At 38.7% G+C, this 14,561-nt stretch carries 10 protein-coding genes; 8 read left to right on the plus strand and 2 right to left on the minus strand.

Annotated elements, in window-relative coordinates:
* The first annotated feature begins 13 nt into the window (after nucleotides 1-13).
* On the plus strand, nucleotides 14-505 hold the full coding sequence (locus ACFILW_RS05255) for a hypothetical protein (RefSeq protein WP_375623510.1): 492 nt from the start codon (nucleotides 14-16) through the stop codon (nucleotides 503-505).
* The gene (locus tag ACFILW_RS05260; RefSeq protein WP_375685293.1) at nucleotides 490-1,833 is read left to right on the plus strand and encodes an MATE family efflux transporter; all 1,344 of its coding nucleotides are present in this window, start codon (nucleotides 490-492) and stop codon (nucleotides 1,831-1,833) included. Before ACFILW_RS05255 ends, ACFILW_RS05260 begins: the two co-directional genes overlap by 16 nt.
* Before the next feature lie 171 nt (nucleotides 1,834-2,004).
* On the opposite strand, the gene ACFILW_RS05265 is transcribed toward ACFILW_RS05260, so the two are convergent.
* Nucleotides 2,005-3,039: a virulence RhuM family protein gene (locus ACFILW_RS05265; protein WP_375685294.1), complete on the minus strand. Its 1,035-nt coding sequence runs from the start codon at nucleotides 3,037-3,039 to the stop codon at nucleotides 2,005-2,007.
* A gap of 1,298 nt (nucleotides 3,040-4,337) precedes the next feature.
* Between ACFILW_RS05265 and ACFILW_RS05270 the strand changes: the two genes are divergently transcribed.
* The 5 genes from ACFILW_RS05270 to edd all read left to right on the plus strand — a co-directional run bounded on the left by ACFILW_RS05270 (nucleotide 4,338) and on the right by edd (nucleotide 11,296).
* Nucleotides 4,338-5,765 (plus strand): glutamine synthetase family protein, encoded by a 1,428-nt coding sequence (locus tag ACFILW_RS05270; RefSeq protein WP_375623514.1) that lies wholly within the window; start codon nucleotides 4,338-4,340, stop codon nucleotides 5,763-5,765.
* Nucleotides 5,766-5,776: 11 nt separating this feature from the next.
* Nucleotides 5,777-7,060, plus strand: coding sequence for an NAD(P)/FAD-dependent oxidoreductase (locus tag ACFILW_RS05275; protein ID WP_375685302.1), 1,284 nt, complete (start codon nucleotides 5,777-5,779; stop codon nucleotides 7,058-7,060).
* Nucleotides 7,061-7,180: 120 nt separating this feature from the next.
* Complete coding sequence (gene zwf / locus ACFILW_RS05280; protein WP_375685295.1) at nucleotides 7,181-8,653, plus strand: glucose-6-phosphate dehydrogenase; 1,473 nt, start codon at nucleotides 7,181-7,183, stop codon at nucleotides 8,651-8,653.
* 10 nt (nucleotides 8,654-8,663) lie between these two features.
* Entirely contained in the window at nucleotides 8,664-9,416 is a 753-nt protein-coding gene (pgl, locus tag ACFILW_RS05285; protein WP_375623519.1) for a 6-phosphogluconolactonase, read from the plus strand.
* Between the two features lie 56 nt (nucleotides 9,417-9,472).
* Nucleotides 9,473-11,296 (plus strand): phosphogluconate dehydratase, encoded by a 1,824-nt coding sequence (gene edd / locus ACFILW_RS05290; protein ID WP_375685296.1) that lies wholly within the window; start codon nucleotides 9,473-9,475, stop codon nucleotides 11,294-11,296.
* Nucleotides 11,297-11,361: 65 nt separating this feature from the next.
* Here edd and folD read toward each other — a convergent pair whose 3' ends face one another.
* Nucleotides 11,362-12,261: a bifunctional methylenetetrahydrofolate dehydrogenase/methenyltetrahydrofolate cyclohydrolase FolD gene (gene folD / locus ACFILW_RS05295; protein ID WP_375623523.1), complete on the minus strand. Its 900-nt coding sequence runs from the start codon at nucleotides 12,259-12,261 to the stop codon at nucleotides 11,362-11,364.
* Between the two features lie 315 nt (nucleotides 12,262-12,576).
* On the opposite strand from folD, the gene ACFILW_RS05300 reads away from it, so the two are divergent.
* Entirely contained in the window at nucleotides 12,577-14,457 is a 1,881-nt protein-coding gene (locus tag ACFILW_RS05300; protein ID WP_375685297.1) for an AsmA family protein, read from the plus strand.
* Nucleotides 14,458-14,561: the final 104 nt, after the last annotated feature.

Genomic DNA, 14,561 nt, shown 5'->3' on the forward strand with positions numbered 1-14,561 from the left:
CATTCAGATTGTTTTGGATCTGCATCTTGATTTTGAAGTTGATTGCGTTGTACAAAATTTTCAAGCAGGACGACTAGTCCCTCGTTTGTTTTTTATATTTTTCAACAGTTCTTTATTGCCAAGAATTGGTTTTTTAGGGGGAGCATATCAAGTTTTGTACCAAGAAGTCTTTCAAAAAATTTTATTAAAAATACTGAAAATGGATGTGCCAGATGAACAAACGCTTGCTGAGGATATTTTATCAACGATTGTAATTGCTTGGGGGCATAATGTTGTACAAAAAAACGCATGGCATGAAGTCCAAAAAACCAATAAAGGTGCATTACGCTTCTCCTTTAAGACCTGGGCTTCTCCTCTTAAGCTTATGCGTTCTCATTATGCATTCTTTGTGCAAGATTTGCGATGGACAGATTTTACGGAAAAAATCAATGAGTTTTGTTTAAAAGGTCTAGGCTTAATACGCCCTTCAATATGGAAAGATATTTCACAATGTTTGTTGTGCTGAAGCAATTGCTCTCTCTTGGCATGCCTCTGGCTGTTGGGTTTATTTCTCAGATGATGATTTCTTTCACAGATGCAGCGTTTGTGGCGCATTTAGGTATTCAAGCTTTGAGTGGTATAATGTTGGCTCTGAGTATGTTTAGTTTTGTTATGTTGTTTGGGCTAGGTATTATTACCGCGGTTGCACCAAAACTTGCGGAAAGCTTTCGCAGACAAGATAGATATGCATTAAAGGCATGGTTTGATCAAGGAATATGGCTTTCCCTTTTGATTGGAATGATGAGCACGATCATTTTACTCAATACGAGGAATATTTTGTGTTTTTTTGGTCAAGATGAGGCAATTGCTGCTATAGCGCAGGAATATAATCGTGGCGTTGCTATAGGGGTGATATTTTTTTATCTTTATGTGAATAGCCGCGGATTACTGTCCGCAATTGGTAATCCAAAGCCCTTAACTTTTGTTATGCTTGCAGCTATCCCTATAAATTTTCTTATCTCTTGGCTGCTTATTTTTGGTATAGGTTCTGCAAGCGGATTAGGTGTCTTTGGTGCTGGAATTGCGAGCAGTTTGATCCGTATTTTGATTGTTATTGCAGTAGCAATAATTTTGTCCCGCAATTCTGCTTTTCATTCTTTTCGCTTTAATTATTTGAGGCCAAAGTTAGAGATTTCACGAATAATAAAATTGCTGCGAGTAGGGCTACCCATTGGTATACGTATTCTTATTGCGGAAGGCTTTCCTTCTGTCATTGCATTTATGATTATGGCTTATGGGGTCCAAGCTTTGGCTGCGCATACGATAGGAATGCGTCTCGATATGCTTATTTCTGTGGTGGCTTTGGGGATTTCCAGCGCAGCTGCGACAATAGCAGCGTGGTATAGAGCGGATAGGAATAATATGGCTCTAAAACAGTTGCGTATGAGTGTCACAGTTTTTGCTGTAGTTTATGTCTTGTTTTTATCAGGGATTGTTTATCTCTCTTATGAATTTATCCTTACAACCATCTTTGATATTTCTTCAGCCCGTGTTGTTGTTTTCTCTTGGGAGTTGCTTCCGTTCATCTTATTGTCTTTTGCTTTTGGCACTTTAGGAGCTATGCTCAATGGCATACTTGTGGGATTGCTTGATACGTTTTGGTCCACAATTGTTGTAGCAATAAGTTATTGGGGGGTAGGACTCTTTGGGGGAGCGTTCATGGCGCATTTTTTTGAATATGGCTTTATTGGCTATTGGCTTGGCATGATTGGTGCAAGCTTAATCGTTTCTATCTTTAATTATATGCGCGTGGGTTATTTAATAAAACGCAATCCTATGTTTGGGGCGGGGTGAGATTGAGATGGGAATTAGGTGTTGGCCTCCATGAATACAGGATTATTGGCTTGTGCTGAGAGTATTGTTGTGTGCATATACACATTTGTGGAAAGTGCTGCGATTCAATATCTTAGAAGCATTGGTCATCACTGCGCTTAAGACAGCTTTATTCAAGCACATAGCGAGCTTTTAGTTATCACTTTTTTTACGTTTAGGTTTCTCAAGGGCTTTAATTTCTTTGTCAAAATCAGATTCAAATGAGTTATCCTGAATGATGCGGTATTTTTCAAATTCATTTTCGGCATGGTTTTTAGCAATCTTTGCTGTGATTGTTCCAGCATTTTGTAAAATATTCCGCTCGTCTAGCTCGAGGAGCTTATCTAATTGTTTTGCCCAATCTTCCATAGTCGTTGGCAATTTTCGCTTGGCGCGGCTTTCTGCTAAATCAAGATAAGCGTTAACAATTAAGCCAAGCTCCTTAAATTCATCTTGTGTTAGATAGTTTTTAGCAACTGTAACATCGGTTTTTACAATTTTACCATGTGGAGAATTCTCCCATGTTGCTAAACCCATATGTTTTTTTGTGCTGTCTGCTCGCTTAGTAATCAGTTCAGCTGCTGTGTGTCCGTGCACAGCGAAATGCAATTTATTCTGAACCTTTGCGAAAAATTCACGTGTCGTTGGTGCATCTTTGTTATAATCTATACTGGTTGTATAAATATCTGTAATTTTTTGATAAAAACGCCGTTCACTAAGGCGAATTTCTCTTATTTCAGCGAGTAAATGTTCGAAATAGTCTTCATTAAGAGTCTGTCCGTTTTCAAGGCGCCTTTTGTCTATGACGTAGCCTCTAATTGCAAAATCGCGTAATATTTGTGTCGCCCATTGTCGAAATTGTGTCGCGCGTTTGGAGTTAACCCGATATCCAACAGCAATAATGGCATCTAGGTTATAAAATTGAGTATTATAGTTTTTACCGTCAGAGGCAGTTATCCGGAAAATCCGGATAACTGAGTTTTCATCTAATTCTTGAGTTTCAAATATATTTTTTAAATGTTCGCTGATTGTACGTACATCTACGCTGAATAACTCTGCCATAAGCTTTTGACTAAGCCAGATTGTATCATTTTCATAGCGAACTTCAATGCCGTCTTCACCAGCTTGTTGAGCGAAAATCAGAAATTCAGCAGTGCTATTACGGATAATTAATTTTTTAGGGGGCATCTTATACCTTCTTAAAACGCATCTTTTGCTGCTGAATGTTACGAATTTTTTGTTGGCTGTCAAACGAGAGGATCATGGCAATACAGCCCCCAATACATACCGTCATGTGAATATTTGGTACCAATTGTGCATACGCTTTATAGACAGGCACTGCAATATCAAGTTGCTTCGGCTAAAGATGATTTTGCGTTTGAGAATGAAAACCGTACACGGAGACTTAGCAGCGTAAATGTACGGGCTTGCTGCGCACATCTTGCTGATAAAATGTACAATAAGGGTGGAGGATATGATCAAAAATGATAGGAAATACCGTCATTTAGTCATTGGTGGTGCAGGAATATTGGCTCCCTTCGCCGGTTATTAGGGCTGAGCAACGTGATTATCGCAGCGCGTTTTCGTTCTCATCAATCCAAAATTGAGTTATTTCAGACAAGGGCTAAATATGTATTTTGGAGATTATTATAAGCCATAGGCACAATTTTTAAAAGGGGTACTACTATGGACGGGCTTGAAATATTGCATATTATGCGGGCATTCGCTTGCACATGCATTTTCGTGTAGGTTGAGATTGAGCGGTTGGCCTTCTTACCGGAACCTCTGCGTATTGTTCATGTTTTTGGTTCTAATGTAGAGGATAAAGTAATCTCTGGATATGCGCATCACAATAAGATTGATTCTACATCTGTAAAATTATGTGGGAAAAAGCGAACAAATGGCTTGCGGTGGCTTACGTAGCAGGAAATAAATAGGACTTGGGAACTATTCATGAACGCGGGGAAGATCCAAGCTACACAAGTTTCAGGAAAAAATTTGCCAATCATCTCTAATTCCCTTAAAGCTTTCATGGCTTACTCTAGCGGTTTGTATAGCTCTCCCATTTCTAAAGAAGAATTTGGCGGAAAGTCTATAGGAGTATAGGCTTTATACGTATCAACAGTTAAATTACTTTCTACATAGGTTTTTGTGATGATATTTTAAATTCTGTTTTTTAGCCAAAAGGAAATTAAATATCTCGCCAATGTTTGTTTATATATGATTATTTGAATCGGAATTAGGTTACTTTCCCTATGGTATTTCTCACTGTTTTATATAAGGAGAAGGTTCGCACCGATGTATCGCGTGAAATATCAATTTTTTCACTATGGTGATAGGATAGCTTTTTGAGCGTAAAGTTCTTTTACCTTGATGGATCTTATAGTATTCTTCAAAAATATCAGTTGATAAATTTTTTTCGTGTCGTTTATGCAGGGGCTGATACAATAAGAATAGGGCTTGATTGTTTTTAAAGTTGGTATGTTATGGCTGTAAAAAATGTTAAACAAACGAAAAGTAAGAATTTTAAACCTGTTTCTCGTTTTCTCAAAAGTTTACGTGGTGTGCGCAATTGGGAACAAGTTTCACAATGGCTTGCTTTCCGTAAGGTAGAGGATATTGAATGTATTACGCCTGATCAAGCAGGGGTACCACGGGGCAAGATGATGCTTTCTAAAAAATTTACATCGGAAACATCATTGGCATTGCCTTCAGCAGTTTTTATGGCAACAATTTCAGGGGATTATCCTGAAGATGGTCATGGTTTTGAATATCCTAAAGCAGATGGTGATTTACGCCTTGAGCCTGATCTTTCTACATTAAGCATTGTTCCATGGGAAGATGCGCCTACGGCACAGGTGATTTGTGATCTTGTGTATCAAAATGGTCAGGTTGTAGATTACACACCACGCAATGTTTTACGAACGGTGGTTCATTTTTACACAAAAATGGGTTTAAGCCCTGTTGTTTCCCCAGAAATTGAGTTTTATTTGGTACAAAAAAATCCCGATCCTGATTATCCGTTAGTTCCACCAGTTGGTCGTTCTGGGCGTTCAATTGGTGGTGGACAGGGGTACTCCATTGCCGGTGTGAATGAATTTGATGATTTGATTGATGATATTTATCATTTTTCAGAGGCACAAGGATTGGAAATTGATACTCTTATTCATGAAGAAGGAGCAGGACAGTTTGAAATTAATTTACGTCATGGTGATCCTATTGAGTTAGCGGATCAAGTTTTTATGTTTAAACGAACAATTCGTGAAGCAGCACTAAAACATGATATGTATGCAACTTTTATGGCAAAACCCATTCAAGGGCAGCCGGGTTCTGCGATGCATATTCACCAATCGGTTGTTGATAAGAAAACGGGTGTGAACATTTTTACACAGGAGAATGGTGAAGAAAGTGTCAGTTTTCGGCATTTTATTGGTGGATTGCAAAAACATATGCCAGGGGTACTTGTGATGCTTGCGCCTTATGTGAATTCTTATCGACGTCTTGTCCCTGATAATTCGGCTCCTGTTAATTTGCGATGGGGATATGATAATCGTACTACAGCTTTTCGAGTTCCCCGTTCTGCTCCTCAAGCACGGCGTGTTGAGAATAGACTTCCTTCATCAGATGCGAATCCTTATTTAGCCCTTGCGGCTTCTTTAGCGTGTGGTCTTATTGGTTTGCAACAAAAAATTGAGCCGGATGAGCCAGCGACAAATAATGTAAACGCTGATAATATTGAGTTACCACGTGGACTCATTGAGGCAGTCAATTTGTTTGAACAAGATACAGTGATACGTGCTATTTTAGGGGATGTGTTTGTCAGTACTTATGCTGCAATCAAACGACAAGAGTTTGAAACTTTTATGGAAGTAATTAGTCCGTGGGAGCGTGAATATCTCCTGCTGAATGTTTAAATTTTATGACGATGATTGGTTATAATTCAATTTCTCCAGGAATTTCTTGGTATGAATATGCTTTAAGAGAACGTCCCTCTTATCCTTCTTTTTGTGAAAACAGACAGTGTGATGTTGCCATTATTGGAGGCGGATTTACGGGTCTTTCGGCTGCTTATCATTTAGCCAAGGCTGGAGTAGATGTTGTTTTATTTGAAGCATCACGTTTTGGTGATGGTGCTTCAGGGCGCAATGGTGGACAGCTGGGAACAGGGCAACGGCAATGGGTAGAAACATTAGAAAAAAAGTATGGTTTTGAGCGCAGTAAGGCTCTATTTGATTTAGCAGAAGAAGCTAAAAGAGATATTTTATCTTTATGCGCAATGCCTAATTGTTCGTGTGATTTGATAGGAGGACAGCTTTCTGTGACGCATAAAAGGCGTGAGCTTCTCTCTTATCAACGGCATATTGAGGCGATGCAGCGTTATGGCTATCACGCGCTTACTTTTATGGATAAGGCTGAAACATCTGAGCGACTTGGATCAACTTTTTATTGTGGTGGTATTTATGATGCGGATACCGGCCATATAAATCCCTTAAAATTGATTGTTGGGTTGGCAAAAAGAGCTCAAGATGCTGGTGCTAAGCTTTATGAGAAGTCACAAGTAACGACCGTAAGGTGCAAGGGAGCTCATTGGAAAGTGATAACAGAAAAAGGCAGTGTAACAGCAGAGCATGTTTTACTTGCAACAAATGGGTATAAACTTGGTCTGGAGCGTTTTATTGAAAAAAATATTATTTCTATTCGCTCTTATATTGGAGCAACGGACCCATTACCAAAGCATAGTTCAATTCTTATAGGGGGGGAATCGGTTGATGATTCCCGTTTTATGGTTCGCTATTTTCGCAAAAGTATTGATAATCGTCTCTTATTTGGTGGTGTAGAAAGTTATGATAATAAGCATCCTCTAAATTTAGATGAACGTATAAAACGGCAAATTGTTGAAATTTATCCTCAATTACATTCTATCAATCTCAGTCATCGGTGGGGAGCAACGGTTGCCATTACAGTTGAGCGCATGCCCTATGTTCGACAACTTTTCTCAAGGATAACTTATTGTGGTGGTTATTCAGGGCATGGCGTTATGCTGGCTCCTTTCGTGGGAAAATTATACGCAGAATGGTTGACTGGGAATCATGAACGTTTTGCCTCTTTCCAAGACTTAAAGATTTCATCTTTTCCGGGGGGACGCGTTTTGCGTTATCCGCTTATATTTTTAGCAATGCGTTGGTTTTCTTTATTGGATCGCCTTTAATGGAAACATTGCTTGAAATGAAGAAAATTAATGGCTTATTTAGGATCTGTCTGCTTTAATGATGGAAGCTTTTATAAGTGATATGGGATTTCATAATCGAATGGAAAAATAAACAAGTTCATGGTGCGTAAAATTATTCCAGTTTCTTCCTTTGATTGTATTGTTTTTGGTGGCAATGGTGATTTGGCTTCGCGCAAACTTTTGCCGGCTTTGTATCATTGTCAGTGTGCTGGGCAATTCAGTGAGCCAACACGTATTATTGGGGTTTCGCGCACTTCCTTAAGTCGTGAAGAATATCAAAATTTTGTCCGCATTTCTTTAGAAAAACATATCCATCCAAAAGATCTAAATTCAACAGAACTCAATCGTTTTCTTGCACGTTTAACTTACGTTTCTGTTGATGTTTCCTCAAATCGAGGATGGGAGGATTTAGCCCTCCTTCTATCACAAGATTCAGCGGATATTCGAGCTTTTTATTTGGCTGTTGGTTCGTCACTTTTTGCTGATATTGCGATGAAGTTGGAAAAAAATGATTTGGTGACACCACAAACACGGATTATCATTGAAAAGCCAATTGGTTGTGATGTAAAAACAGCTGTTTCACTTAATGATGTATTTGCAAGCACCTTTAATGAAGAGCAGATTTTTCGTATTGATCATTATCTTGGGAAGGAAACTGTTCAAAATTTAATGGCATTGCGGTTTGTTAATACACTTTATGAACCGCTATGGAACTCCAATTATATTGATCATGTTCAAATAACCGTTGCTGAATCTTTGGGGTTAGAGGGGCGTACAGAATATTATGAAAGCACTGGTGCTCTCCGCGATATGGTTCAAAACCATATGCTACAATTACTTTGTTTGGTCGCGATGGAAATACCATTTACCAACAGTGCTAATGCTGTGCGCGATGAAAAACTTAAAGTTTTGCAGTCTTTAACACCGCTTGATGTCCATAATGTAGGGCAGCATACTGTACGTGGACAGTATCTTGCTGGTCTATCAAATGGTATATCTGTAAAGTCTTATTTCGATGATTTGGGAAGAGTGAGTAAGAGTGAAACATTTGTAGCGCTTAAGGTTAAGATTGATAACTGGCGCTGGGCCAATACGCCTTTTTATTTACGAACAGGTAAGCGCATGTTCACGCGAATGTCTGAAATTGTTGTGGTTTTTAAACCTATTCCTCATAATATTTTTAATGTGGATTTAGATGAAATTTTTTCTAATCGGCTTGTGATTCGTCTCCAACCTGATGAAGGTGTAAAACAATGGTTGATGATTAAGGATCCAAGTTATGGCGGTATGCGGTTTCGTCACATTCCATTAGACATGAGTTTTGCTTCCGCATTTTCTGAACGTAATCCTGATGCTTATGAACGTTTATTAATGGATGTTATTCGTGGAGATCAAACACTGTTTATGCGTCGTGATGAAGTTGAGGCTGCTTGGCGTTGGATTGATCCAATCATTGAGGGATGGGAAGAAATAAAACAGCCTGTTCACAGTTATAACGCTGGTTCATGGGGCCCATCTGCTTCGACGAGCCTCATAGAACGTGATGGGCGTATATGGAACAATTTAGTTTAGAGCAATAAGTATGTATAGAATGAATATTGACCGTTTAGATTTTGAAACTCCTCAGACTTTAGCCTTGGCATTAGCAGATCGAGTAGCAGCAGAGCTTAGTGTATCTGTTCTTGAGCGCAAGAGAGCCGTTTTAGCGGTGTCTGGTGGTAAAACACCAGAATTGTTTTTTCATTATTTGTCAAAAGCGGATATTGATTGGCAAAAGATTATTATCACTTTGGTCGATGAACGTTTTGTCCCTACACACGATGAACGTTCAAATGAACATATGGTACGGTGTCATTTGTTACAAAATTTTGCCGAAAAAGCGCGTTTTGTAGGGCTTTATCATAAAGCAATTACTGCTGAACTTGCTGCTTTTTCAGCGGCAAATCGTGTTAATACTTTGCCTAAACCCTTTGATGTTGTTGTTTTAGGAATGGGAATTGATGGACATACAGCTTCCTTTTTTCCTGATGCTGATCGTTTAAAGCAAGCGCTTGATCTTCGAACACAAGCACTTGTTTTACCCCTTCATGCCAAGAGCGCTGTTGAGCCAAGACTCTCACTAACTTTGCCAGTTATTATGCAATCTCGTTGTATTATTCTCCATTTTGAAGGTTTTCAGAAACGCGATTGTTTTGAAGAAGCGTGTCAAGATGGATCTGAAATAGAAATGCCTATTCGGGCAATTTTGCGTAATTCCCCTCATCTTGTACAGGTTTATTGGTCGCCTGCAGAAAATGAAATAGGTGAATCAGAATATGCGACACAAGGTGAATAAAAACGTAATCTCTCTCAATGAATGAGGGGAAGAAACAATGAAAGGGGGAGAGAAATATGGCACTTTCCAAGACAATTGCCACAGTTACACGAAGGATTTATGAACGTTCTCGATCAACACGAGAAATTTACTTAGATCGTATTGCAAAAGCACAAGTCCATCGCCCCAAACGGAGTTTTTTAGGATGTGCCAATCAGGCTCATGGCTTTGCTGCTTGTGGTACAATAGATAAAGAGCGTTTGAAGGGAAATATCGTTGGGAATATTGGCATTATCACGGCATATAACGATATACTTTCAGCGCATCAACCTTTTGAAAAATTTCCTCACTTAATTAAAGAGTCGGCTCGTATGGTTGGTGGTGTTGCACAGGTTGCAGGTGGTGTTCCCGCGATGTGCGATGGTGTTACGCAGGGAAATGCGGGGATGGAACTTTCTCTTTTTTCGCGTGAAGTAATTGCAATGGCAACAGCTATAAGCTTATCACACGATGTCTTTGATGCAGCATTGTATCTTGGGGTGTGTGATAAAATTGTACCAGGTTTATTGATTGGTGCACTAACATTTGGTCATTTACCAGGAATTTTTATACCAGCTGGTCCTATGACAAGTGGTCAAGGTAATGATGAAAAAGCGAAGATACGTCAACTTTACGCGGAAAATAAAATAGATCGCCAAACACTTTTAGCATCAGAAGCACGTTCTTATCATGGGCCAGGAACATGTACATTTTATGGAACCGCTAACTCAAATCAGGTGATACTGGAAATGATGGGGCTTCATATGCCTGGAGCTTCTTTTGTTAATGCGAATACACCGTTGCGTGATGCTTTAACAAAGGAAGCTACGAAGCGTGTACTTGAAATGACAAATCTTGGTGATCATTATAGACCACTTGGTATGATCATTGATGAGCGTTCTTTTGTAAATGCCATTGTAGGATTAAATGCAACAGGAGGCTCTACCAATCATACGATTCATTTGATTGCTATGGCTGCTGTTTGCGGTATTAAATTGACATGGCATGATATTGCAGAAATTTCATCCGTTGTGCCTCTTTTGGCGCGAATTTATCCAAATGGTTTAGCGGATATCAATCATTTTTATGCAGCTGGGGGGATGGGATTTATTATTCGCGAACTTATCGAGGCAGGTTTAGTACATGAAGATGTTTCTACGGTTTTTGGTAAAGATCTCAATGCTTATGCAATTGAAGCAAAGCTTTCTGCTGATGGTCATGTGGTGCGTGAAGCGGCTCTCAAGGAAAGTGGTGATCATAAGGTGTTAGTAGGGTGGAAAAAGCCATTTCAGCCTGACGGTGGTCTTCGTGTTTTATCAGGAGATTTGGGAACAGCTATTATAAAAGTTTCATCTGTTAAACCAGAGTATTGGCAGATTAAAGCTCCTGTCCTTGTTTTTAATGATCAAGAAGAACTACAAAAATCTTTTAAATCTGGAGCGTTGCATGATAAAGATTTTATCGCTGTCATTCGCTATCAAGGACCAAAAGCCAATGGTATGCCAGAGCTTCATAAATTAACGACTATTTTAGGCGTTTTACAAGATCGCGGTCAAAAGGTAGCATTGATAACGGATGGCCGTATGTCAGGGGCATCAGGAAAAATTCCTGCTGCCCTCCATGTGACACCAGAAGCAGTGGATAATGGCCCCATTGCACGTTTGCAGGATGGTGACATTGTTTTCCTTGATGTTCATGGGGGTAAATTAACTCTTTTGGAGGATTTAGAAAAATTTAACGCGCGAACAATCACACCTCCTGATCTTTCAAAAAACGAACATGGCGTTGGACGTGAACTTTTTCATGTTTTTCGTCAATCCGTTAATCGTGCGGATCAAGGAGCATCTGTTTTTATGACATGAAAAATGCAAAAATGAACAAGATGAGTCTGCGCCATGAAACCATGCACAATGAACTGTTACGATTCTTAGAATTTTGGTATAGGAAGATTGTGTGATCGCGCAGCAGCTTTGAGTGTATTAACCATAAGCATGGCAATTGTCATTGGTCCAACGCCTCCTGGAACAGGGGTGATCGCAGCAGCTTTTTCTTTTACGTTTTCAAAATCGACATCACCAACAAGACGTGTTTTCCCTATCCCTTTTTCTGGTGCAGCAACGCGGTTAATACCGACATCAATAACAATTGCACCATCTTTTATCCAGTCTTTTTTAATCATTTGTGGGCGACCTACAGCTGCTACGAGAATATCAGCGCTTCGACACACATCATCAAGGTCACGGGTACGACTATGGGCAATTGTCACAGTGGCATTGGCTGCTGTTAAAAGGGCAGCCATAGGTTTTCCAACAATATTAGAGCGTCCAACAACGACAGCATCAAGTCCAGATAAATCTTGCCCACAGTGTTGTTCAATCATCATCATGGCACCAGCTGGTGTGCAGGGAATAATCGCATCTTCAAGTGCGTTTGCCGCGAGTTTTCCTACATTAATATAATGAAACCCATCAACATCTTTTTGGAAAGCAACGGCTTGTGTTATGCGATTTGTATTCATATGAGCAGGGAGAGGCAGCTGTACCAAAATACCATGAATTTTGGGATCAGAATTTAATGTTGCAATAAGTTGCAGGAGTTCTTTTTCTTGTGTTTCTTTGGAAACGGCATGTTTGATTGAAAGAAACCCACATTCTTCGGCTTTTTTATTTTTTGAGGCGACATATACTTGACTTGCTGGATCATCTCCAACGATAATAACAGCGATACTAGGTTGTATATTATAGTGATGGCGGAGCTTTGTTGTTTCGGCCTTAACTTTCACAATAATCTCTTCAGCAAGTTTTTTTCCGTCAATAATATTATTCATTCAGAGATCCTTTCGGTAAGGCTGTTTGTTTTTGTGTAAAGCATTTTCTAATAATACGATAGAGTTTTATAGCAATATTCATATGAGAACAGTAAGAATGGTTTTATAATATTGTGGATTTATGATTTTGAAGACTTTTAAATAATTGCTTTATAAAGAAGCAGCAACATTGCTGTTTGAATAAATTTTGGATAAAGAACAAAAATAATGAAGATACAAAGTAGATATAGTGAATTATAGGGTTATAAAAACTTTTTATGATCATTTAAGTTTGTTTTTAATCTGTTATAGGGGGGGGAAGTATAGAGGGATATTGTGCGCATCAGAATAATAAAATTTTTGAGCGGAGTTTTTATTACAATTATCTTTTTATTTGGAGTGGGGATTCTCGTTTTACCTTATCTTATCTCTACAGATGCGATTCGTATTCGTTTAGCGCAGGATTTGAGTGCATGGACGGGTTACAATGTGCAATTGCGTGATCCACCGCGGTTACATCTTTTTCCTTATCCTAAAGCATTTCTTTCTGGCGTTACTTTAACATCAAAAATGAATGATGTTGCGCCATTAATGGAAGCTGAATCAATAGAAGTTGATCTTTCTATCGTCGATCTTCTTTGGGGACATATTTCTTTTTCAGAGACGCGGATTATGCGTCCTCAATTTATTATGGAAAAGCCTGTTAAAACAATAGCAGATTTTTTTGATCGGTTTTCTCGCTCACAAGGTGCATTAGGATTAGTGATACGCAATGCGCGTGAAATATTAAAAAGTAATCCTGAACATCCAGAACTAGAGCACCTTTTAAAACAACCTTTTGGGCGGATTGTCATTGAAAATGGTGCTCTTGTTTATCACGATAGTTTTTCAGGAGTAACAGAAAAAATAACAGGATTAAATGCAACTTTAGATTGGGCAGAAGCGACTCAGGAAGTACGGTTGCGTGCAGATGCTCGTTGGCGCGGAGAATTTACAAAGTTATCAATTGATGCATCTCAAGCATTGCTGCTTCTTGCAGGAGGCAAAAGCCAGATTAAAGCAAGTCTCAATTCTGTACGTGGGGGAATAACTTTTACAGGGCAGGCTCGGTTATCTGAATATTATATTTTTGATGGAAAGGTATCGATGCGTTCTCCGGGATGGAATCAGACATTATCTTGGGTTGGTGGGAATCAATTTTGGGGACATAAATTAAAAATACCCATTGTATGGGAATCTCATTTTTTAGCGCAACCAATGCATATCCAAATGAACAATGTTACATTTACGATGGGGAAAACCAATGCACGTGGGGCTTTAGAAATTGATTTTCAAGATTATGTACCAAATGTCATGGGCTCTTTAGCCTTTGATAACCTAGACCTTAGCCTCTTGGGTTCAATGTTTTTTTCAGGTAAAAAGAAAAATACCTGCTTTGATATGAGAATTTTTGATCGTATTGGCGTGGATATACGACTTTCAGCACCACAAGCTAAAATAGGGAATATTGCATTCACAAATTTAGCTGCTGCGATACAAATAAGAAATGGGCATGGTATTTTTGATCTTGGGCATGCGAATATTTTTGGCGGATCCATTCAAAGTAATATTGAAGTTACGTCAGCTAGACAAAAAATGCATATTGGAGGAAATATTTCAGGTACTTCTATTGATACGCAGAGAGCTCTAGAAGCTTTAGGATTTATTCCATTTATACAAAGCAAAACAAATTTTACTGCAACGGTACGAACACTTGCTGATTCTTATCCAGAAATTTTTACGAAAATGCAAGGTGAATTAACATTAAAGATGTCTTCTGGTCGGCTATTAGGGTATGATCTGAATGAATTACAAACAAAACTTTCAAATAAACAACAATTTCTTTTAATGAATAATGATACTTTTTCAACAACATTTGATCATTGGGATATTCAGACAAGCTTTTCAGAAGGTACGATGAAGGTGACAGAGTCATTGATGCGTACAGCAGACTTGAGTTTATCCATTCAAGGAACCATTGCAACTGCTATTGCTCAAGGGAAGCAGAATGAATTGATACTACAGGCACAATTATGCAAAAATTATAGATCAGAAACTTTATGTAAAGATGTTCAATGTCTTGCTAACAGCCTTGCACAGCCTTTTACATTTACTCTGAGCTCTAAAGGGCAATATCTTGGTAATTTTTTGATTACAAAAGACATTGATACAGATTGAGTATTGTTTTTCATCTGTATAACATTCTATTTTATAATGATCATTCATCTATTTGCAATTTAAGGTTGTTTTTAAATTTAAATCAGAGCTCCCATTATCGAAAG

This window comes from Bartonella sp. TT110JLCBS (genome assembly GCF_042193405.1).
Lineage (GTDB): Bacteria > Pseudomonadota > Alphaproteobacteria > Rhizobiales > Rhizobiaceae > Bartonella.

Bases quoted from the DNA above. Each gene is read 5' to 3' on its own strand.
- ACFILW_RS05260 (WP_375685293.1), top strand. From the start codon at position 490: ATGTTTGTTGTGCTGAAGCAATTGCTCTCTCTTGGCATGCCTCTGGCT.
- ACFILW_RS05265 (WP_375685294.1), bottom strand. From the start codon at position 3,039: ATGCCCCCTAAAAAATTAATTATCCGTAATAGCACTGCTGAATTTCTG.
- ACFILW_RS05270 (WP_375623514.1), top strand. From the start codon at position 4,338: ATGGCTGTAAAAAATGTTAAACAAACGAAAAGTAAGAATTTTAAACCT.
- ACFILW_RS05275 (WP_375685302.1), top strand. From the start codon at position 5,777: ATGATTGGTTATAATTCAATTTCTCCAGGAATTTCTTGGTATGAATAT.
- zwf (WP_375685295.1), top strand. From the start codon at position 7,181: ATGGTGCGTAAAATTATTCCAGTTTCTTCCTTTGATTGTATTGTTTTT.
- pgl (WP_375623519.1), top strand. From the start codon at position 8,664: ATGTATAGAATGAATATTGACCGTTTAGATTTTGAAACTCCTCAGACT.
- edd (WP_375685296.1), top strand. From the start codon at position 9,473: ATGGCACTTTCCAAGACAATTGCCACAGTTACACGAAGGATTTATGAA.
- folD (WP_375623523.1), bottom strand. From the start codon at position 12,261: ATGAATAATATTATTGACGGAAAAAAACTTGCTGAAGAGATTATTGTG.